22 protein-coding genes and 1 riboswitch are annotated in these 18443 nt (G+C 66.8%); of the genes, 5 read left to right on the forward strand and 17 right to left on the reverse strand.

What is annotated here, in order from left to right; all coding sequences use genetic code 11:
- Positions 1 to 32: 32 nt before the first annotated feature.
- The 4 genes from ACJJV6_RS18235 to ACJJV6_RS18250 all read right to left on the reverse strand — a co-directional run bounded on the left by ACJJV6_RS18235 (position 33) and on the right by ACJJV6_RS18250 (position 4028).
- Positions 33 to 806, reverse strand: a complete 774-nt coding sequence (locus ACJJV6_RS18235; protein WP_407709498.1) for a biotin/lipoate A/B protein ligase family protein — start codon at positions 804 to 806, stop codon at positions 33 to 35.
- A 69-nt stretch (positions 807 to 875) separates the two neighbouring features.
- Positions 876 to 2588, reverse strand: coding sequence for an AarF/UbiB family protein (locus tag ACJJV6_RS18240; RefSeq protein ID WP_354176007.1), 1713 nt, complete (start codon positions 2586 to 2588; stop codon positions 876 to 878).
- Positions 2589 to 2593: 5 nt separating this feature from the next.
- The gene (locus tag ACJJV6_RS18245; protein ID WP_009357461.1) at positions 2594 to 3139 is read right to left on the reverse strand and encodes a PadR family transcriptional regulator; all 546 of its coding nucleotides are present in this window, start codon (positions 3137 to 3139) and stop codon (positions 2594 to 2596) included.
- An 85-nt stretch (positions 3140 to 3224) separates the two neighbouring features.
- Entirely contained in the window at positions 3225 to 4028 is an 804-nt protein-coding gene (locus ACJJV6_RS18250; protein ID WP_354176008.1) for a thioesterase family protein, read from the reverse strand.
- Between the two features lie 175 nt (positions 4029 to 4203).
- Here ACJJV6_RS18250 and ACJJV6_RS18255 point away from each other — a divergent pair, with 175 nt between their 5' ends.
- A complete protein-coding gene (locus ACJJV6_RS18255; protein WP_133347272.1) occupies positions 4204 to 4881 on the forward strand; it encodes an endonuclease/exonuclease/phosphatase family protein in 678 nt (225 codons plus the stop codon).
- Here the strand turns inward: ACJJV6_RS18255 and ACJJV6_RS18260 are convergent.
- Both ACJJV6_RS18260 and ACJJV6_RS18265 read right to left on the reverse strand, forming a co-directional pair.
- Positions 4878 to 5408, reverse strand: a complete 531-nt coding sequence (locus tag ACJJV6_RS18260) for an NUDIX domain-containing protein (RefSeq protein WP_009357463.1) — start codon at positions 5406 to 5408, stop codon at positions 4878 to 4880. The two genes, ACJJV6_RS18255 and ACJJV6_RS18260, sit on opposite strands and share 4 nt — an antisense overlap.
- Before the next feature lie 49 nt (positions 5409 to 5457).
- A complete protein-coding gene (locus ACJJV6_RS18265; RefSeq protein WP_009357464.1) occupies positions 5458 to 5649 on the reverse strand; it encodes a DUF1918 domain-containing protein in 192 nt (63 codons plus the stop codon).
- 73 nt (positions 5650 to 5722) lie between these two features.
- On the opposite strand from ACJJV6_RS18265, the gene ACJJV6_RS18270 reads away from it, so the two are divergent.
- Together ACJJV6_RS18270 and ACJJV6_RS18275 are read left to right on the forward strand one after the other, a co-directional pair.
- Entirely contained in the window at positions 5723 to 6229 is a 507-nt protein-coding gene (locus tag ACJJV6_RS18270) for a metallophosphoesterase (RefSeq protein ID WP_009357465.1), read from the forward strand.
- A 92-nt stretch (positions 6230 to 6321) separates the two neighbouring features.
- Entirely contained in the window at positions 6322 to 7215 is an 894-nt protein-coding gene (locus ACJJV6_RS18275) for a glucose 1-dehydrogenase (RefSeq protein ID WP_009357466.1), read from the forward strand.
- A gap of 3 nt (positions 7216 to 7218) precedes the next feature.
- On the opposite strand, the gene ACJJV6_RS18280 is transcribed toward ACJJV6_RS18275, so the two are convergent.
- Genes ACJJV6_RS18280 through ACJJV6_RS18295 form a run of 4 tightly spaced genes read right to left on the reverse strand, consistent with a single transcriptional unit; the run spans position 7219 to position 9951 of the window.
- Positions 7219 to 7662, reverse strand: a complete 444-nt coding sequence (locus ACJJV6_RS18280) for a DUF1810 domain-containing protein (protein ID WP_009357467.1) — start codon at positions 7660 to 7662, stop codon at positions 7219 to 7221.
- Positions 7646 to 8233 carry a DNA alkylation repair protein gene (locus tag ACJJV6_RS18285; protein WP_009357468.1) on the reverse strand — a complete coding sequence of 196 codons (588 nt, stop codon included), beginning with the start codon at positions 8231 to 8233 and terminating at the stop codon, positions 7646 to 7648. The genes ACJJV6_RS18280 and ACJJV6_RS18285 overlap by 17 nt, the downstream gene beginning before the upstream one ends.
- Entirely contained in the window at positions 8230 to 8586 is a 357-nt protein-coding gene (locus ACJJV6_RS18290; protein WP_035752362.1) for a TraR/DksA C4-type zinc finger protein, read from the reverse strand. The genes ACJJV6_RS18285 and ACJJV6_RS18290 overlap by 4 nt, the downstream gene beginning before the upstream one ends.
- 21 nt (positions 8587 to 8607) lie before the next feature.
- On the reverse strand, positions 8608 to 9951 hold the full coding sequence (locus ACJJV6_RS18295) for a lytic transglycosylase domain-containing protein (RefSeq protein ID WP_354176012.1): 1344 nt from the start codon (positions 9949 to 9951) through the stop codon (positions 8608 to 8610).
- Positions 9952 to 10202: 251 nt separating this feature from the next.
- Positions 10203 to 10407, forward strand: a riboswitch (cyclic di-AMP (ydaO/yuaA leader).
- A 3-nt stretch (positions 10408 to 10410) separates the two neighbouring features.
- Here ACJJV6_RS18295 and ACJJV6_RS18300 point away from each other — a divergent pair.
- Positions 10411 to 11262 (forward strand): LysM peptidoglycan-binding domain-containing protein, encoded by an 852-nt coding sequence (locus tag ACJJV6_RS18300; protein WP_133347286.1) that lies wholly within the window; start codon positions 10411 to 10413, stop codon positions 11260 to 11262.
- A 121-nt stretch (positions 11263 to 11383) separates the two neighbouring features.
- Here ACJJV6_RS18300 and ACJJV6_RS18305 read toward each other — a convergent pair whose 3' ends face one another.
- From ACJJV6_RS18305 to ACJJV6_RS18335, 7 genes are all read right to left on the reverse strand, one after another.
- Positions 11384 to 12859, reverse strand: a complete 1476-nt coding sequence (locus tag ACJJV6_RS18305; protein ID WP_354176014.1) for a protein adenylyltransferase SelO — start codon at positions 12857 to 12859, stop codon at positions 11384 to 11386.
- On the reverse strand, positions 12856 to 14298 hold the full coding sequence (locus ACJJV6_RS18310; protein WP_354176016.1) for an APC family permease: 1443 nt from the start codon (positions 14296 to 14298) through the stop codon (positions 12856 to 12858). Before ACJJV6_RS18310 ends, ACJJV6_RS18305 begins: the two co-directional genes overlap by 4 nt.
- Complete coding sequence (locus tag ACJJV6_RS18315) at positions 14295 to 15242, reverse strand: ribonuclease Z (RefSeq protein WP_035752365.1); 948 nt, start codon at positions 15240 to 15242, stop codon at positions 14295 to 14297. The genes ACJJV6_RS18310 and ACJJV6_RS18315 overlap by 4 nt, the downstream gene beginning before the upstream one ends.
- 63 nt (positions 15243 to 15305) lie before the next feature.
- Positions 15306 to 15479: a hypothetical protein gene (locus ACJJV6_RS18320; protein ID WP_160166598.1), complete on the reverse strand. Its 174-nt coding sequence runs from the start codon at positions 15477 to 15479 to the stop codon at positions 15306 to 15308.
- 105 nt (positions 15480 to 15584) lie between these two features.
- Positions 15585 to 16016 carry a hypothetical protein gene (locus ACJJV6_RS18325; RefSeq protein ID WP_009357472.1) on the reverse strand — a complete coding sequence of 144 codons (432 nt, stop codon included), beginning with the start codon at positions 16014 to 16016 and terminating at the stop codon, positions 15585 to 15587.
- An 88-nt stretch (positions 16017 to 16104) separates the two neighbouring features.
- Complete coding sequence (locus ACJJV6_RS18330) at positions 16105 to 16317, reverse strand: hypothetical protein (protein ID WP_009357473.1); 213 nt, start codon at positions 16315 to 16317, stop codon at positions 16105 to 16107.
- 184 nt (positions 16318 to 16501) lie between these two features.
- Positions 16502 to 17347 carry a hypothetical protein gene (locus tag ACJJV6_RS18335; protein WP_009357474.1) on the reverse strand — a complete coding sequence of 282 codons (846 nt, stop codon included), beginning with the start codon at positions 17345 to 17347 and terminating at the stop codon, positions 16502 to 16504.
- Between the two features lie 215 nt (positions 17348 to 17562).
- Here ACJJV6_RS18335 and ACJJV6_RS18340 point away from each other — a divergent pair, with 215 nt between their 5' ends.
- Positions 17563 to 18429 carry a universal stress protein gene (locus tag ACJJV6_RS18340; protein WP_354176020.1) on the forward strand — a complete coding sequence of 289 codons (867 nt, stop codon included), beginning with the start codon at positions 17563 to 17565 and terminating at the stop codon, positions 18427 to 18429.
- Positions 18430 to 18443 lie beyond the last annotated feature (14 nt).

Consider the following 18443-nt stretch of genomic DNA (forward strand, 5'->3'; position numbering starts at 1 on the left):
CACGGCCGGCCGCACACACTTTTCGATGCGGGTCATGCCCCCAGGCTGCTGAAGGAAGCGGACTCCAGGGCGGCATGGCCCGCATACGTTTGCAGCAGCGCGTCCTCAACGGCCTGGACGGTGGTACCGGGCACCAGGTCTTCGACGGCGCCCGCTGTGGCCGGATCCCATTCAAGCCCCAGGGCCGCGTAACTGTCCGTCAGGACTTTCCGGATCGGGGCGGAGTTTTCCACCACGATCACCGAGCTGAAGAGCCAGCCGCCCGCCACGACCCGCTGGGCGGTGCCCACGAGCTTGATCCGGCGGGAGGAATCGGCCGGGTATGACCCGTGGACGCTGAACTCGCCCGGGCAGTATTCCCCCGGGATTTCCCCCACGGCGGCGTGGACACCGACGGACTGCAGGGCCTGGGCGAACAATTCCCCGAAGTACCCGAAGCGGGTTTTGGAGCCGGCAATCGCATCGGCATCCGGCTCGATGTGGTCCACCACCAGGGTGCCCTGATGGTAGGCGGCTGCGCGTCCGCCGGCCCGGCGGACCAGCGGTTCAAAGCCGTTGTCACGGCAGGCAAGGGCCGCTGCTTCGAACCCCGGCAGGCGGGTGTCCCGCTGGCCGAACGCCACGGTGGGAGCGGGACGGTAAAGCCGAAGGGCCGGACCGATCTGTCCCGACCTGGCCTTTGCCAGGAGCTCCAGCCCGAATTCCAGGTCCCGCCCCGCTCCCAGCGAAACTTCCTGCCGCACCACAGTCAGTGTGCGCGTTTCCTGAACGGGGTGGTGCATGGTGCCGGGCTCCCTTATGGTCATTCCGCAGTTCCTGGTTGGACTGCCGGCGGACAGGCCAACCCTAGGTTACGCCGTCGCCTGCCACATTGTTCACAGCCCGCGGCGGCCGACCCACAGGCCGGCCAGCAGCGGGACCACCGAGGCAAGCATCAGGGCATTCCCCAGCCCGGCATCGTCAGCACGGACCAACGCGCCCGCCACCAGCAGGGCGGCAAACACGAGGACCGAGGCCGTCCGCCGCGCCGTCCGCTCCAGCCGGGCCACCTGGCGTTCAAGGCGGGGGTTGGCAACGGAGAGGTTCCCCTCTTCGGCCCGGGTCAGGAAACCGTCCACCCGCCCGGGCAGCCGAAGCACCAGGCCGGCGGCGTCCAGCGCCTGCCGAGCAGCGTCCTGCACCAGGTTGCCTCGCTCGTCCCGCAGCAAGCGGGCGGCATAGGGTTCCACCGAGTCCCACAGGTTGAACTTCGGATCCAGGGAACTGCACACCCCCGAGGTCAGTGACATGGCGCGGATGATCAGCAGGAAGTTCTCGGGCAGCTGGAACGGCAGCGACCGGACCAGGTCGCCGAACTCCACCGCAAAATCACGGAATTCACGGGGATCCACTTCCCGGAGCTCGGCGAATCCCATGCCCCCGAACCTGGCGAAGAGCTGGGTCATGGCCCTCTCCAGCTCCACCGTGTCGGCCGCGGGTATCAGGACGCCCACGTCCCTGATGGCTGCCACCAGTCCCTTGCCGTCACGCGCTGCGGCAGCGATCAGGAGCTTGCGCAGGCCGCTGCGGGTGGAAGCCGTGACCTCACCCGTCATGCCGAAATCGATGAACGTCAGTTTCCACGGTTTTTCACCGCTGCCGCCATGCACGGGGGTGACGAAAATGTTGCCCGGATGCGGGTCGGCGTGGAAGAAGCCGTTGGTGAACAGCTGGTCGAACATGACCGCGGCGAAGACCGGAGCCACCTCCGCCGGATCGATCCCGGCCGCCCGGAGCGCAGCGACGTCGGTGACCTTGATGGCCGTGACGTCCTCCAGGGTGAGGACACGGCGGGTGCTTTGTTCCCAGACGGGCTGGGGCACCTGAACGCGGGCGTCGCCGTCGAAATCAGACGCGAACCGCTCCGAATTGGCGGCCTCGTGAAGATAGTCGATCTCCTCGTGGCTGGTCTGCGCGAATTCCTCCACCAGGGCCGGGACGTCCGCCCGGTCCGAAATGAGGCGGAAGCGGCTGAGCCACCCGCCCACCCTGCGCAGCGCGGCAAGGTCGACGGCGACAATCACGTCGATGCCCGGACGCTGCACCTTCACCACCACGTCCTTCAGCCCGGCCTCCTCGGCGAACTCCGGAAGGAGCCGTGCGCGGTGCGCCTGGCCCAGTGATGCTGCCGCAATCGGAGTCTCCTCGAACACGGCGAATACCCGCTCCAGCGGGCAGCCGAGTTCGGATTCAGCAAGCGTGCGCAGGGCGGCGAACGGAACCGGCGGGACCTCGTCCTGCAGGCCCTCGAGCTCGTCGGTAATTTCCGGGGGCAGCACGTCCAGCCGGGACGACAGGAACTGGCCCACCTTGATCATCAGGCCACCGAGGTCCACCGCGAGCAGGTGGAAGCGTCGGGCGAAGCGCTGCATCCGCCGGGAGCGGGTCCGCTCCGCGGCCCGCGCCAGCCCGATCCGGGGCAGGAAGAGCTCGAACCACCAGATCGACGCCAGGTTCCACGCGGCGAACCGGAGGATCCGCCGGTACCGGGCACTGGTGTTTCCCGCGCCGGATACAGGGTTGAGCAGGTCGTGGCGGAGCGGGGGCACCTGCGTCAGTCCTGGGCGAGGATGGAGTACATCCGGCGCCGCGCCTCGTCCAGTACGGCCACGGCCTGTTTCACCTGTTCCGGTGATCCTGTCCGCCCCACCTGCGCGGCCGCCTGGGCGAGCTCAACGCCTGCCCGGGGCAGGGAGGCGAAACCCGCCCCGGCGGCAGGCCCGCCGGCGCTCCACGGCTCCGACAGGTGGTCGCGGGCCACCTCTTCCCGGCCGGCTTCCGTGAGGGTGTAGATTTTCCGGCCGTTCGATTCCTCGGCCCTGATCACGCCCTCGTCGGCCAGCAACTGGAGTGTGGGGTACACGGAGCCTGCGCTCGGCTTCCAGTTGCCGCCGCTGCGCTCCTCGATTTCGCGGATGATCTGGTAGCCGTGCATGGGACGCTCTGCGAGCAGGGCCAGCACCGCCGCCCGCACCTCGCCCTTGCCGGCACGGGTGCCGGCGCGTTTCTCGAACCGTGAACGCAGCTCCTCCACGGCCTGCCACAGCCCGTCGATATTGCTGCTGCCGCCGAATCCGTAAGCCGGGAACGATCCATTCATGCTGGTCTCCTCTGGAGCATGCGAACGATATACAACGATACTTAACGATACGTCCAGGGCCTCCTAAAGGACCATCATCAGCAGGTCACGTCCGGCGCAGCGTCAGGATCTGTTCGGCGCGCCCGAACGGGCCCATCCGGTCATGCAGGACCGTGGACGTCAAACCGATCCCGTCCCGGCCGAAGGACACCGCGTTGTCCAGCCCCAGCCACTCGCCTTCGGGCCGCCGGTACATGTGGATCTGCAGGTCCAGGTTGGGAAAGGCGAAGCTGTCCTTGCCCGGCGGAACCCGGGCAGCGATGCCGTTGGCGGTGTCCACCAGGCCCATCAGGCGGGCCAGGTCGCTGCTGTCCTCCCGGTCCGTGAGCGGGTGGTCGGTGCGAAGCCACACTTTGCCGGCGCCCGGCCGGTGCCCTTCGGCAACACGCATTTCCAGGGACCTGATGTAGCCACCCGGCCAGACGGCCGAACCGTCGTAAGGCTTGCAGTCGTCCGGACCCGGGATGGCGGAATCCTCGACGGCGGCGACTTCAGCAGTGTCGCTGGTGATCATCCGCCAGGCTGTTGCCCGGATTGCTGTCCGGCCCGCAGCCACCAACTCCGCCTGCAGCAGTTCGATGGTCTTCCCTGGCCTTAGCGTGGAGGTCTCGATGTGGAATTCCCCGCCCGGGATCAGGCCCAGGATCTCGTAGCTGAGCCGGGCCATCCGCATATCCGCCCGCGGCTGGTGGCGTTCAAGGGCTTCGGCCAGGAGCCCGGAGGCGGGCGCCATGTGCTGTTCGTGGGCGTTCCAGGCGCCCTGCGCATGGATGGTGGATCGGAAGTGGCCGCCGCCCAGGACCTGGTAATAGGCGTTGCCTTCGGCAAGCCCGGGGAACTCGTCAGTCAACGCTGGCCTTTCGCAGAGAACTTCAGTGAATTGCCACTAACTCTAACGGCTGGCGCAACACCGCAGCAGCGGTCCGGCGCGAAATGCTGTGCCGGCGAAATGATTGAGTCTGGATGAAGCCAGCGGACTAGACTCAGGAACTGGTCCTGTCAGCGACCTCGAAACGAGGTATTCCATGCGCGTCATCAGCTACAACCTCCGCAAACACAAGGCCAGCGGCGAGCTTCTCGCCCTGGCCAGGAACCATGACGTCGATGCCCTCTGCCTCCAGGAGGTGGACGCCAGCGACCTCCCTGAAACGCTGGGCCCGCTGCACCTGGCGCACGTCACCAAGGGAAACCGGCTGGGCCTCGCCGTCTACTACCGCACCAGCCGCTTCACCGCGCTCGATACCCAATCCTTCGCGCTGAAAAAGTCGATGCATGACAGGGTCCTGGCACCGGCGCACGAACGGCTGATCGGCGTGCGGGTGATGGACAACGACACCCAGCACGAACTGGTCATCGGCTCGTTCCACGCGGCGCCGCTCACCGCCTCCAACTCGCTCCGGCGCAAGCAGATCCACGCCGCCCATGCCGAACTCCTCAGCATGGGCAGGGGCCTGATGACGCTGATGGTGGGTGACTTCAACTACCCGTTCTTCACGAAGAACCTGGACATCCACATGAAGAACTCCGGGTATGCCCTCTCCCTCAGCAACCGGCGCACCTACACCCGGTACAAGGTCTTCAAGGGCCACTTCGACTTTGCCACATCCCTGGGCCTGGACATCCAGAGCGTGGAGACGCTGCCGCGCGGCAACTCGGACCACCTGCCCATCCTGGTCACGGCGGAATACGGTCCGGACTACTAGGAAGCGCCGCCGCGATCGGGGCCGGCGGCAGCGAGCCGCCGCCTCAGGCCGGGCCAGGCGGCCGCGAAACCGGGATGCAGTTCCTTCTGCTCCACCGCATCGAGCGGGATCCACAGCAATTCGATGCTCTCAGGATCGCTGATGACCGGGTCGAAGGGCTCGCGCACCAGGACCACCACCGTGGTGTAGGACCAGTAGCCCAGGTCCAGGACAGAGGTGAACAGCACGTCCACACCCTCCGGCGGGACCGCCGCCTCTTCCCAGGCCTCCCGGAGCGCGCCGGCCACGGGCTCCTCGCCCTGGTGGAGGGCTCCGCCCGGGAGCCCCCACGTTCCGCCGTTATGGCTCCAGAACGCCCGGTGCTGCAGCAGCACACCCTTCGCCGGATCGTAGGCCAGCACGCCGGCAGCGCCGAACCGGCCCCAGAAGCGCCCGCGGTCCCCTTCCACCCAGGCGTCGCCCGGATCCCGGGGACCCGTGCGGACGGGCGGGGTGGCGGACGCTGCGGAAGCCAGAGAATGATCCATCAGCCCAGTCTGACAGGTGCATCACGCCCGGGCCCAGTATCCGCGGACGTCAGTTGCCGTGCGCGCGTTCGACGGCGAAATCACCGCCGGGATACATGATGGTCTCGTGCCCGTCATCAAAGCGGACCAGGTAAGGCGGGGTTCCGTCCTGTCCCCGCACTTCCAGGATCACTCCGTGTCGGTCCGTGGATCCAACATGCCGGCCGTGGACGATAATGCGGTCGCCCTGCGCTGCCTCCATGGCAATCACCTCCAGCCCCCAGATTACGACTCTCCCGGGAACCGGAACAGGCCCCGCGTGGCAGGATTTCCCTATGCCGCTGAACATCGTCCTGGTTGCTGATACGCACATTCCCAAGCGGGCCAAGGACCTGCCCGCCAAGGTATGGGCCGCCGTCGAAAGCGCGGATGTGGTCTTCCACGCCGGGGACTGGGTGCAGGCGGAGGTGCTGGACAAATTCCAGGAACGCAGCCGTTCGCTGGTGGGCGTCTACGGGAACAATGACGGGCCGGATCTGCGCGCCCGGCTCCCTGAAACCGCGCGCATCACCCTGGATGGCGTCCGGTTTGCCATGGTCCACGAGACCGGGCAGGCAAAGGGGCGCGAGCTGCGGTGCGAGGCGCTCTATCCGGACGCGGACGTCTTGGTCTTCGGGCACAGCCATATCCCCTGGGACGCCACCTCCCCTGCTGGCCTGCGGCTGCTCAACCCCGGCTCGCCCACGGACCGCCGGCGCCAGCCCGCCTGCACGTACATGACGGCAATTATCGACGCCGGCCGGCTGGCGGAGGTGCGCCTGGTCGAGGTCACGCGGGAGTAGTTCCGGGTTGGCAGCCGGCCTCCGGTTGCCTAGGCTGGAACGGTAAGCATGCTTAGCTTTCCTGGAATCGTTCCACCAGCAGGAGGACCACCATGACAGACCAGTACACCTTCCGGAACCCGGTCACCGCCTACGAGCACATTTCCCCGCCGAAGCAGCACCAGCCCGAACCGGGGCTGGACGCGGAGCTGATGCCCAAGGCGGACCTCGGCGAGGAAACCTACCGCGGCACGGGGCGGCTCGAAGGCCGGAAGGCAATCGTCACCGGCGCGGACTCGGGCATCGGTGCCGCCGCGGCCATCGCGTTCGCCCGGGAGGGGGCCGACGTCGTCATGTCCTACCTGCCGCAGGAGGAGGAGGACGCTGCCAGGATCGCAGGCATTATCGAAGCCGCAGGCAGGAAGGCCGTGAAGGTGCCCGGGGACCTCAAGGACCCGTCAGCCTGCCGTGACGTGGTGGACACCGCCGTGGCAGTCCTGGGCGGTGTGGACATCCTGGTCAACAACGCCGGAAAGCAGGTGGCCCAGGAGGACCTCGCGGACATCACCGACGAGCAGTTTGACCACACGCTGAAGACCAATGTCTACGCCATGTTCTGGCTGACCAAGGCAGCCCTTCCGCACATGCCTGCAGGGTCCACCATCATCAACACCACGTCGGTGCAGGCCTACAACCCCTCACCGACGCTGGTGGACTACGCCACCACCAAGGCCAGCATCAACAACTTCACCAAGGGCCTGGCCCAGCAGCTCGCTCCCAAGGGGATCCGTGTCAACGCCGTTGCGCCGGGCCCCATCTGGACACCGCTGCAGGTCAGCAGTGGCCAGCCCAAGGAGGACCTGCCGGAATTCGGGCAGTCCACTCCCCTGGGCCGCGCCGGCCAGCCCGCAGAACTCGCGCCGGCCTACGTGTTCCTGGCCTCGCCCGAGTCCAGCTTCGTGCTGGGCGAGACGCTGAACGTCAACGGCGGCAGCCCCACCCCATAGGTCCTAGGCCTGGTCCTGCCCGGCGAGCAATTCATCGGTGGCCTGGTCGGGCTGGCCGTCGAAAAACTGTGCAAGAACGGTTTTGAACACTGTTTCGCCGGGTGCGGCGCGGAGGAACAGCGTCATGGACGACTGCAGCTTGCGGGCGTCAATGCCGCCCAGGATGTCCTCTGCGGCGCGCCCGGCATGGTTGGTGAGGGCCTGTGCGCACTCCAGCAGGCGCGGGCCCAGTACGTCGTGCTCAAGGTATCCCCGGGCTTCGTCCAGTGACCTGATCGCATACTTCCGGGAGGTGGCACTCTGTCCCAGCCCTGCGATCTGCGGAAAGATGAACCACATCCAGTGGCCCCGCTTGCCACCGAGTTGAAGTTCGGCCAGGGCCCGCTCATACGTCCCGCCACTGTCCTGTGCAGCGACGAAGCGTCCAAGGTCATAGGGATCGTTCATGGATGTCTCCTTCTTGTGGGGTCTTGCGCCCGGGCGGGAAGCCGGCGCTTGGCGGCTGCCCAAGCACTGCCGCCGCCTGCCGCAGGCTGCCGTGCGGATCCTCGGCCCAGCGGGCCAGCACCACGCCGGCGCGCTGCCGGTCCCGCTCCGGCAGCCCGGCAAGCAGCGGCGCCACGACATCGGCCACCAGGGGTCCCTCGAGTTCCGCCGTGGAGGCGGAGCGGAGGAACCCCTCGATCCGGGTCAGGTCCGAGTGGCGCAGCCAGGCGGCCTTGGCCTGGAGCAGCACCACGGCTGCCAGCCGCCGCTCGAAGACCGGCCTGGCGCCTGGCCTGGGCCGGCCCCAGAGGGCGGAGGCCAGCTGGACGACGTCATCATGGTCCAAAACCTTGAATTTCCGGAGCGCATCACGGACGGTTCCCCGGACAGCGCCCACGGAGGAACCGTAGGAGGCGAGGATCCCGCCCAGCCGGGCGGCGGCGTCGTCCGCGCGATACCAGGAGCCCTCATTCTGCAGGGTACGGTCGATGAACTCCGCTGCCGCGTCAACGACGTCCGGCCCTGCGCTCATCGCCGGCCCGCCCCGGCGTGGGTGATGCAGAACGGGGTCCACGGCCGGGCTTCCAGCCTGCCCTCGGCGATGGCTTCGCCGCATACGGCGCACGTGCCGTAGGTTCCGGCGTCCAGCCGGGCGAGGGCGGCCTCCACCTGGTCCAGGCCGGCGGCGCTCTGCTTCAGGAGTGCGGACGCCTGGGACAGTTCGAAGGCGATTGTGGCACCCTCGGGATCGTGCTCGTCGTCGACATTTGAATCGAGCCGGGCCGAACTGGCCGAGGCGATGTCCGCGCGGAGGTCCGGAAGCAGCGCAGCCTTCCGCTTCCGCTCCTCCTCAAGCAGCACCCGGAACCGCTCAAAATCTGGCATGGAGAAAGCCTAGCGCGCCCCTCAGTACCAGTTCCTGGCCACGGAGTGGTCCCACGCCGCGCAGGGTGTCCGGTAGCGGTCCCGGATATACCCCAGCCCCCACTCGATCTGGGTGCGGTAGCTGGTGAGCCAGTCGCTGCCGGCGCTTCCCAGCTTGCCGGGCGGCAGGGCCTGCGGAATTCCATAGGCTCCGGAGTAGGGGTTGGTGGCAGTGGTCAGCCAGTTGGATTCCTTCGTCCAGAGCTGGGCGAGGCAGAGGAACTGGTCCTGCCCCCATCCATAGGACGCGAGGCGGCCGGAGGCATAGCTTTTGGCTGCGGCGGGATCGTTGACAGCGCCACCCGGCACGGAGGGCACGACGACGGCAGGCGGGGCGGGGCTTGCCGGCGCAGGGGCGACGGGGCCGGGGTCCGCCGGGGCCGGGTTGGTGTTGACCGGTGCCGGATTTACCGGCGGGGGGTTCACTGGCACCGGTACCGCCTGGGCCGGGTTTGGCGGTGCGGGAGGCTTTTGCGCAGCGGCAAGGGCGGCATCTGCAGCCGCCTGCCGGCGGGCCTGCTCCTCGGCAGCGGCGCGTTTGGCTGCCTGCGCCGCCTCATAGGCCGCAAGCGCCGCCCGGCCTTGCCGGTATTCGCCCTCAAGCGCCGCCGTCGTGCCCTTGAGGGATGCCAGCTGGGCGGTCAACTCTCCGCTGCGCCGCTGCTCTTCGGCGACCTGGCGGGCCACCGCGTCCTGGGCGGAACGGGCAGCGTCCAGTTTGGCCTTCGCCTCTCCGGACAGGCGTTCACGCTCCGCCCGGGCGGCCTTTTCCTGCTCCGCCAGGGCAGCGGTGGCCTTTCCCGCGGCCTCCGCCCGGCTGACCAGGTCCGCGGTCTTGGCTCCCACGACTTCAACCACATTGAGCCCGTGAATGCTGTTGTTCTCAAGGGCTTCCAGTGCCACAAAGAGTCCCATGGTGGTTCCGCCGGTTTTGTACGACCTGGCGGCCAGCGCACCAATCGCCTGCTGATGCCGCTGCAACTCCGCATTTGCCTCGGCAGCCTGGCCGGCAAGGGCATCCACCCTCGTTGTTGCGGACTGCAGGGCGGCGTCGGCCAGTGCATAATCGGCCGCAGATACGACGGCGGCTGCCCCGAGCGTTTCGGATTCGGATTGCAGGCCTTGCAGCAGGCCTGTGATCTTCTCGATTTCGGCCGCCTTGCCGGCTTCCGACTGCTGCGCTTTCTGCACGTCCTCCCACGAGGGATACCCGCCCGGCGGGGCGTCGTCCGCGGACGCCGGAAGCAGGGCGGACGGGCCGGCCAGGGCGAGGGCCAGCACCCCTCCCAGCAGCGGGGGCATCAGCATGCTTCCGATCAGGCGCATAGTTCCGAAGCCTATCGGGTTTCAATGCGAGGTTGAGGGTTAGGACCGCCAGCCTGCTTTGTCTTTATGATTTTGTGACACAAATAACAGGCCGCGCCGGACGCTCGGTATCACCCGAGGTCAACCGGATGTGGTATGAAACTCCAAACATTTGCTTAATATGATAGAAGCGCCTCGGATGTTACCCAAACGTGACAATTGCTCCGGGGCCGGGTTATGGTCTTCAGGTGTCCCTCCCAAAACGGGACATTCCCATCAGTATGCCGAGCCCTGCCACTGATACGGGATTCAACCGCTTTCCAGCTGGCAGGGACGGGGGAACCAAGTTTCCACGGCCATTTGTGGCCTTGGGGTTAAGTCGACAGCGCCTTCGTCCATTACGGGCGGTCGCCCTTCGGCCGGGTATCTCCAACCCGAACCCGACAGCTCACCCCGCAGGCATGGGAGAGGCGATCACACGTGTCAAAAAATTTTCCTACCGCCCGTCACCGCGCGACTCCGGCCCGCTCAATCGCGCTCCAGGGCTTGGCTGCTTCCGCAAAGTCCCAGGCCCGGACGCTCAGCCGTCCGGTGCTCGCAGTTGCCGCTGCGTCCGGCATTGCGTTCGGTGTTGGAGCTCCCGCCCACGCTGGCGTGACCGGCCCGGACACCACCGAAACCGCTAGCGTCCAGGCGTACAGCGCTCCGGCCGCTGCCGTGGCTGCTCCCGCTGCCGCAGCCCCCGCCGCCGGCAACGTCTACACCGTGGTCTCCGGCGATACCCTGGGTGCCATCTCGGCTGCACATGGCGTCAGCCTGAACGACGTGCTGGCCGCCAACGGCCTGGATATTTCCACCATCATCTACCCCGGTGACCAGATCACCATTCCGGGCGCCGGCTACGTGGCACCTGCTGCTGCGCCTGCTCCGGCCGCACCGGCCCTGGCGAGCACCGGAACCACCGTGAACTACGCCTCCGCCGCCGTTGCCCCGGCCCCGGCTCCCGCCCCGGCCGCCACCGGCACCGGCACCGGCGCAGCCATCCTGGCTTCCGCCTACAGCCAGCTGGGCGTGCAGCAGGACTGCACCGCCATGGTGGAGAAGGCACTGCGCTCCGTTGGCCTGTCCGTCGGTGACCTGGCTCCCGGCCAGTTCTACCAGTACGGCACCACCGTGGGCACCCCCGCCCCCGGCGACCTGGTGATCACTGCCGGCCACGTGGGCGTCTACGCCGGCGACGGCCAGGTTGTCAGCGGCGGCGTGGACGGCTACAAGACCGAAGTCCACTCCATCAGCTGGCTCAGTGGAGCTTCCTTCGTCCGGGTAGCCTAGTCACCCGGCGCAGCTGAAGCAGCCGCAACAGACGCAGTACAGAGACAAGGGCGGCGGCCGGGAACTCCCGGCCGCCGCCCTTGCCCGTTAATGTGCTTCCGGCAGAGTCCGGCTCTTTCTGTCACGTACCGCAGAACGTCATGTACTTGCCGAAGTCTTCCGGGGCCCCTTCGGCGTAGCGTTCCAGGCCGGGACGCTCTTCATAGGGGGCACGCACTGCTTCCAGGAGCCTGTTCAGTGGCTCCAGGTCGCCCCCGGTGGCTGCAGCCAGGGCCTCTTCCACCAGGTGGTTCCGCGGAATGTACACGGGGTTTAGCCGGTCCATCCGGTCCGCGTCCGGTTTCATGGACCGCCAGCGGCCGGCCCAGGCATCAAATGCCGCGAGGTCCATGACCATGCCGCGGACCGGCCGTTCATTTCCGCGCGCCGCTTCGCCCAGGTAGCGGAAGAACCGGGTGTAGTCCACGGGGCCGTCCTTCAGGATCGCTACCACGCCGTCCACCAGTTCGGACGCCGCTTCGGCTTCAGGGCTTCCCGCGGGGACGGCCGGCAGGCCCAGCTTGGCCTGCATTCCGTTGAACCACGCATCGCTGTACTGCCCGCGGAATTCGCCCAGCGCCTCCACGGCGGGAGCGACAGCCTGCTCCTGGTCCTCGTTGATCAGCGGGAGGATCGACTCGGCGAGGCGGGCCAGGTTCCATTCGGCGATGACCGGCTGGTTGGCATAGGCGTACCGCCCGCCCACATCAATGGAACTGTAAACGGCGGCCGGGTTGAAGTCGTCCATGAATGCGCAGGGGCCGTAGTCGATGGTCTCGCCGGAAATGGTCATGTTGTCCGTGTTCATCACGCCGTGGACGAAGCCCACCAGCATCCATTGCGCCACGAGCGCAGCCTGGGCCGACACCACCGCCCGGAACAGCGCAAGATAGGGATTGTCTGCCTCGGCGGCGGCAGGGTAATGCCGGCTGATGGCGTGGTCCGCCAGGCGGCGCAGCAGCTCGAGGTTGTCCGTGGCCCGCGCGTACTGGAAACTTCCCACCCGCAGGTGGCTGCCGGCCACCCTGGCCAGGACCGCCCCGGGCAGCATGTCGTCCCGGCGCACCATGCGTCCGGTGCCGACGACGGCGAGCGACCTGGTGGTGGGAATGCCCATCGCGTGCATTGCCTCACTGACGAGGTATTCACGGAGCATGGGCCCGACGACGGCACGGCCGTCCCCTGCCCGCGCGAACGGTGTGCGGCCCGAGCCTTTGAGGTGGATATCGCGCAGGCGGCCGTTGGCGTCCACGATTTCGCCGAGCAGGAGGGCGCGTCCGTCCCCGAGGAGGGGTGAGTAGCCGCCGAACTGGTGGCCGGCGTAGGCCTGGGCCACCGGAGCGGCCCCTTCCGGCACGTGGTTGCCCAGCAGCAACCGCACGCCTTCCGGGCTGCGCAGGTAGCTGGCATCCAGCCCGAGTTCTTCCGCGAGGGCGTCGTTGAAGACCAGGAGCCGGGGCTCCGGGGCTTCCTCCGCCTGCCAGGGAACTGCCATATCTGCCAGTTCGCTGGCGAAGCGGCTGTCGAAAGTGACGGTTGATTCTGCAGCTGCAGTCATGGGTTAACCCTATCCCCGCGGTTGGTCCGGCGGTTGATCAGCCAGGTGGCGAGCCAGAGGACCACGCCGATGGCCATCAGTCCGCCGGCTATCTGGTACTGGATCACGTTCCGTCCCACCCACGGCCCGGCCAGGAAGGCGCAAAGGATGGCTGCGACCAGGGGCAGGGGTCCGGGCGAGGTGAAGAAGACTTTCCGGTTCGGATCCCGTTTCCTCCGCAGCACCAGGCACGCCACGTTGACGACGGTGAAGACGCACAGCAGCAGGAACGCCGTTGTGCCGGAAAGGTTGGCGACAATGTTGCTTTCCGGATCGCTGGTCACGTAGAGGATGAGCCCCAGGGCAAGGACGGTGGAGAAGGCAATGCCCGCCCACGGGGTGCGGCGGACCGGCAGGACCTTGCCCAGGGGATGCGGCAGGACCTGCTGGCGGGCCAGGCCGTAGATCAGCCGGCTGGCCATGAGCATGTTGATCAGTGCCGTATTGGCCACGGCGAAGACGGCCAGGAACGGGAAGATCCGGTCGATGGGAAAGTCCGGTGAGCCCTTGTGCACCACCTCGAGCAGTGCGGCGCCTTCGGCTTCGCGGATGCCCTCCAGTTCGGTGGGCGAGAGGACACTGACCACGGACACGGCAACCAGCATGTACAGCAGCACGGCGATGCCGAGGCCGGTCAGCATGGTCCGGGGGAAGATCTTTTCGGGCTGGCGGGTTTCCTCCACCATGTTCACCGAGTCCTCAAAACCCACCATGGCGAAGAATGCGATGGAGGTGGCGGCGGTGACGGCGAGGAACAGGCCTTTGTCCTGGTAGTCGTTGAAGACGAAGATCCCGCCGGGGTTGCCCGTGCCCTGGGCCATGACGAAGAACCCGACGCCGATCACGATGCTTAGCGCCACCATTTCCACCAGGGTGAGCACCACGTTGAACTTGACGCTCTCCCCCACGCCCCGCAGGTTGATGGCGGCCAGCAGGAGCATGAATGCCAGGGCGACGGCCGTAATGACGCCCTGGCCGGGATCACCCATGACTCCGTTGATTTCCAGCCCGCCGAAGAAATTCTGTGCCAGGACGTTGGCTGAGGTGGAGGCGCTGGTGATGCCGGAGCAGACCACTGCGAAGGCCACCAGGAACGTGACGAAGTGGATGCCGAAGGCTTTGTGCGTGTACAGGGCAGCGCCCGCCGCCTGGGGATACTGCGTGACCAGTTCGAGGTAGGAAAACGCCGTCAGCGTCGCCACCACGAAAGCCAGGAGGAACGGCAGCCAGACGATGCCGCCCACCGTTCCGGCCATGGTGCCGGTGACGGCGTAGACACCGGCGCCAAGAATGTCCCCCACGATGAAGAGCAGGAGGAGTTTCGGGCCCAGGACCCGTTTCAGCTCGGGCTCCCCGCCCGCAGGTGTGACGCCGTCGACTTCCTCGGACGTGGCGCTCATTGTCGGCCTCCTTGCCGGGTCAGGTGGTGGACTGCCTGGTGTGCCAGGTCGGCGCGGGGGCTGCGCCGCTGCGGAAAGGGAATGTGCTGCAGGTCTGAAGCGGCCATGACGGCGGCGGCGCCGGCGCGTGCGGATGCCTGGGCAGCAAGCATGGTGGCGTCGTCGCCATAGCGGGATGAAAAATGCGTCAGTACCAAGGCACGGGCACCGGCGTGCGACGCCAGCTCCCCCGCTTGCCCGGCGGTGAGGTGGCGGTATTGCTGCGCCAGGCCGGCGTCGTCATCGCTGAAGGTTGATTCGGCAACCAGGAGGTCGGCGCCGTCGGCCAGTTCCTCAGCACCGGCGCACGGCGCGGTGTCCATGACGAATGCGAAACGCTGGCCGGGCCGGTGGATGCTCACGGCCTCGAGGTTGACGCCGTTGAGCGTGCCCTCGCGCTGCAGGCGGCCGACGTCGGGTCCTGCGATGCCCGCCGCCGCCAGCCGGTCGGGCAGCAGGGTCCGGCCGTCCGGTTCCACAAGCCGGTAGCCAAAGGTATCGATGCGGTGCTTCAGCGGCCGGACCTCAAGCCCGTCGGCGATGATTCCCGCTTTGCCGTGGGGGTGCAGGCGCAGATCGATGCCGGGCGAACTGATCGAGACCAGGGCACGGACCACATCCTCGCCTGCGGCCGGATAGTGCAGGTGGACGGGATGCCGCACGCCGTCGAGGGCCAGCCTGGACAGCACGCCGGGAAGGCCGTAACAGTGGTCGCCATGGACGTGGGTGAGGCAGATACGCGTGATGTGGGTTGCCGGAACACCCGCGTGGATCATTTGCCGCTGCGTTCCTTCGCCCGGATCGAACAGCAGGCCCTCGCCATCCCAGCGCAGCAGGTACCCATTGTGGTTCCTGGCGCGGGTGGGCACCTGGGACGCGGTGCCGAGGATGACGAGTTCACGCATGCTCTGAAGGACCAAAAAGCAGGTTCCGGACGTATCCGGGACCTGCTTCCTGGTTTCGTGGTTTTAGTGCCGCCGGAGCATTCCCATGATTTTGTGGGCCATGCCGCCGGTCCTGCCGCCCGTTGCGTGCGGCGTCCGCCTGGCGGCGTTCATCCCGGTACCGCGGACTGTTCCGCTGGTGCCGGTCCTGCCCGTGAATCGTCCAGCGGCATTCCTGATCATGCTTCCCAAGTTCATGTGAAACTCCCTAAGTCCTGATCTACCAACTGATATTCATCAGCCTGCTTATTAGTCTAGCCGTGATCCCGTTTTCGGCCAGGGCGTGCTGGCCCCCGCCTGCTGTCAGCGCTCCAGGTCCTCGGGGTCGAACTCGCTGAGCGGCGACCCTCCGAAGTTCTCGGTATCGTCACTTGCCTCGGCCTCGGGCCCGGCCGGGTTTTCGCCGAAGTCGACGTCCGCCACGGCTTCACCGAGGGTGGGCGCATCCGGCGGCACTTGCTCATCGCCTGCGTTGTACCGGGCGTCCGCCGTCTCGTCGCGGAGCGTCTGGTCACTCAGGAAATCCTCTTCTTCACCCGAAACAGTCTCTCCTTGGAGAAGCGGATCCTCCTGCCAGCGGTCCGGATTGTTCTCCGCGGCGCCCGGGTAGCTGTCCGGCTCCCCCTTGACGGGATCCAGCTCAAAGGACGCAGCGGCGCCGGGGGTTTCATCCAGGAGCACATCATTTTCCTCGACCACCTCGAGGTTGTCATCGGGGAGGTTCTGTTCAGTCATGGTGATGCCTTTCTCTTGAACTCCGGGCGAACAATAGTAAGCATACTGATGAAAAGGGCGGGATGTGAACCGGGTCTTTCCCCATGGATCAGTGCAGCAACCAGGATCCGTCCGAAGGGGGTTCCGGCTTCCTGCGCAGTTTGCGGAACAGGATGATAAAGGGCCACGCCAGCAGCTGCAGCAGCCCTGCGAGGAGGAGCAGCCAGACCACCAGGACAAGGACCGGCGAGTACAGCAGGAAAACGCCGATGGCGGCAGTGATATAGCCTCCAACCAGCGCCAGAAGCGCCCCAGGGTCCATGGGAACTCCTCATCTTAAGTTGTCGAAAGTCAGGGAGGCGTGAGCCGTTTAAATGGGAAAACGCCAGACGGGAAGGGCCGCGCGTGATTCGTGGATCCGAGAGGTGGTGCGGGTTCGAGCGGCTGCCAGGCATTCCTCCGAGGGGCTGGGGAAAATCACCCAATGCATCCGGGCCGCTTACTTCCTAACGGTCATCCCAGAGTACGCGCCTGCCTCCCGGGGTGGAAGCATCCCCCGGTGCGGCCGAGCCCGGCCTGAGCTTGGCCAGATGCAGGATCCCGAGCACCAGGAACAGCAGCGACAGAGCCAGCGGGGGCCACAGCGCCGGCGGGCTGAGCGGGACACCGAAAAGCGGCTTGGCCAGTTCTCCGATTGCGAGGGAAAAGATCAGGATGAAACCCAGCACGTGGAGTGCGGGTAAAAGCAGAAGCCCCACGGCGCGGTTCCTGAAGGTCAGGACGGACAGGATCAGGAAGCCGGGCATGATGAAGCACAGATCCAGGATGAAGATCGAGTAGAGGGAATCGATCTGCTCTCCGCTGTTCATCAGGGGCAGGAGCATCGCGATCCACAGTGGGTAGAAGATCAGCGGCTGGAGGATCGCGCCCGAGGCCGAGAGCAAGCGGATACCCTTCGGGAGGGCCGGTGGGGTCAGATCGCGCCTGAAGTGCGCGCCCGCCAGGACCATGCACCAGAAGGCCAAGGCGAAGATGCCCATGTAGGCCAGGTAGAGGCCGTTGTAGGCCCGTTCAATCACATAAATCCCGTACGCGTAGAAAAGGTAGCCCAGGATCCCCAGTGCTGCGATGTGGTGCCTGGTCTTCCCGGGTCCGGCCGCGACGGCAAGATAGCCGAGGCCAAGCCCGGCTGCCACTGAGAGCAAGTCCTGGGAAAATGCCCCGGGCAGGATGTTACTGCTGACAATCCCGGCATAGATTTCCGGACGCGCGGCGCCTGCCGCCGCAACCGGCAGGGTGAGGACGGCGGTCAGCGCCCAAAGCGTCCTGTGGAGCCTGATGTGATGGAGCATCTGTGCCTTCCCCGGAGGTGGCCCGTGGGCGCCTCTTTGTTCGCGGCTTATTCCACAGGCTCGCACTGGAACCCGGGGTCCCCCAAGGGCCTTAGGTCCCCTCCATATCCACGGTCGGCCGCCTCCGCGCCCGTGACCTTTGGCCCTACAATCCGCGGCCCCCGGGCGGGAGTGTTAAACGTGTCCAGCACCGCACAAGACGAGGAAGCACGGCCATGACAATCCATAAACCAATCGCCGTAGGCACCAACGACTCGGCCCAAAGCCAGGCGGCCGTCCTGTGGGCAGCCCGCCGGGCCCAGCGGGCGAATGTCCCGCTGGTGATTCTCCACGTCGTAGACGACCGCTGGGTGGCAGATCCCTACCCCTGGTTTGGGGTGCTGGAAGAGGCCGGCGACAAGCTCCTGCAGGTGGCCGCCGGACGGATCCGGGGCACCTTCCAGGTTCCCGTCACCACCCGGCTCCTCAACGGAAGCGTTGGCGGAGCGCTCGCCAAATATTCCGGCAAGGCATCAATGCTGGTCGTGGGCTCGGGGACCGGGCACCTTGGCGGCGTCCTGGCCGACCGGGCACTCCAGGTTGCCGCCACCGCCAAAGTCCCGGTTGCCGTGGTAGGGACGCAGGATCTCAACGGCCGCTCCGGCGTGGTGGTGGGCGTTGACGGTTCCAAGGAAGCGACCCTCGCCGTCAGCTTTGCGGCCGCAGAGGCTGACCGGGAGGGTGAGGAGCTCACGGTGGTCTACGCGGTGCGAACACCCGATCCAATCGTGGATGCCGGACTGTCGTCCACCACTCTGGCGGAGCTGATCGTGCAGGAAGAACGGGTAGTCCTTTCCGAAACAGTAGCCGGGCTTGAGGAAGACTACCCGGACCTGAAAGTCCATCAGATCCTCGAGACCGAAAAGACCCCCGTGGACGCCCTGGTGGATGCCGCCGCCGGAGCCAGGCTGCTGGTGGTAGGCAGCCGCGGCAGGGGCGGCATCAAGCGCCTTCTCCTCGGATCCACAGCCCACGGCGTCCTGAAGCACCTGCCGTGCCCCACGGTCATTACCAGGATCCAGGCCGCCAGGAACAAGGCCTAGGCCTGGACCGGCAC

The organism is Arthrobacter nitrophenolicus (assembly GCF_045833485.1).
GTDB classification, from domain to species: Bacteria; Actinomycetota; Actinomycetes; order Actinomycetales; family Micrococcaceae; genus Arthrobacter; species Arthrobacter nitrophenolicus.

What these genes read in the sequence shown, in the direction of transcription:
- ACJJV6_RS18305 (WP_354176014.1), bottom strand. Translation starts at nt 12,859, where the DNA reads ATGACTGCAGCTGCAGAATCAACCGTCACTTTCGACAGCCGCTTCGCC.
- ACJJV6_RS18245 (WP_009357461.1), bottom strand. Translation starts at nt 3,139, where the DNA reads ATGAATGGATCGTTCCCGGCTTACGGATTCGGCGGCAGCAGCAATATC.
- ACJJV6_RS18295 (WP_354176012.1), bottom strand. Translation starts at nt 9,951, where the DNA reads ATGCGCCTGATCGGAAGCATGCTGATGCCCCCGCTGCTGGGAGGGGTG.
- ACJJV6_RS18340 (WP_354176020.1), top strand. Translation starts at nt 17,563, where the DNA reads ATGACAATCCATAAACCAATCGCCGTAGGCACCAACGACTCGGCCCAA.
- ACJJV6_RS18270 (WP_009357465.1), top strand. Translation starts at nt 5,723, where the DNA reads ATGCCGCTGAACATCGTCCTGGTTGCTGATACGCACATTCCCAAGCGG.
- ACJJV6_RS18335 (WP_009357474.1), bottom strand. Translation starts at nt 17,347, where the DNA reads ATGCTCCATCACATCAGGCTCCACAGGACGCTTTGGGCGCTGACCGCC.
- ACJJV6_RS18325 (WP_009357472.1), bottom strand. Translation starts at nt 16,016, where the DNA reads ATGACTGAACAGAACCTCCCCGATGACAACCTCGAGGTGGTCGAGGAA.
- ACJJV6_RS18315 (WP_035752365.1), bottom strand. Translation starts at nt 15,242, where the DNA reads ATGCGTGAACTCGTCATCCTCGGCACCGCGTCCCAGGTGCCCACCCGC.
- ACJJV6_RS18330 (WP_009357473.1), bottom strand. Translation starts at nt 16,317, where the DNA reads ATGGACCCTGGGGCGCTTCTGGCGCTGGTTGGAGGCTATATCACTGCC.
- ACJJV6_RS18235 (WP_407709498.1), bottom strand. Translation starts at nt 806, where the DNA reads ATGACCATAAGGGAGCCCGGCACCATGCACCACCCCGTTCAGGAAACG.
- ACJJV6_RS18320 (WP_160166598.1), bottom strand. Translation starts at nt 15,479, where the DNA reads ATGAACTTGGGAAGCATGATCAGGAATGCCGCTGGACGATTCACGGGC.
- ACJJV6_RS18310 (WP_354176016.1), bottom strand. Translation starts at nt 14,298, where the DNA reads ATGAGCGCCACGTCCGAGGAAGTCGACGGCGTCACACCTGCGGGCGGG.
- ACJJV6_RS18255 (WP_133347272.1), top strand. Translation starts at nt 4,204, where the DNA reads ATGCGCGTCATCAGCTACAACCTCCGCAAACACAAGGCCAGCGGCGAG.
- ACJJV6_RS18260 (WP_009357463.1), bottom strand. Translation starts at nt 5,408, where the DNA reads ATGGATCATTCTCTGGCTTCCGCAGCGTCCGCCACCCCGCCCGTCCGC.
- ACJJV6_RS18285 (WP_009357468.1), bottom strand. Translation starts at nt 8,233, where the DNA reads ATGAGCGCAGGGCCGGACGTCGTTGACGCGGCAGCGGAGTTCATCGAC.
- ACJJV6_RS18275 (WP_009357466.1), top strand. Translation starts at nt 6,322, where the DNA reads ATGACAGACCAGTACACCTTCCGGAACCCGGTCACCGCCTACGAGCAC.
- ACJJV6_RS18290 (WP_035752362.1), bottom strand. Translation starts at nt 8,586, where the DNA reads ATGCCAGATTTTGAGCGGTTCCGGGTGCTGCTTGAGGAGGAGCGGAAG.
- ACJJV6_RS18280 (WP_009357467.1), bottom strand. Translation starts at nt 7,662, where the DNA reads ATGAACGATCCCTATGACCTTGGACGCTTCGTCGCTGCACAGGACAGT.
- ACJJV6_RS18265 (WP_009357464.1), bottom strand. Translation starts at nt 5,649, where the DNA reads ATGGAGGCAGCGCAGGGCGACCGCATTATCGTCCACGGCCGGCATGTT.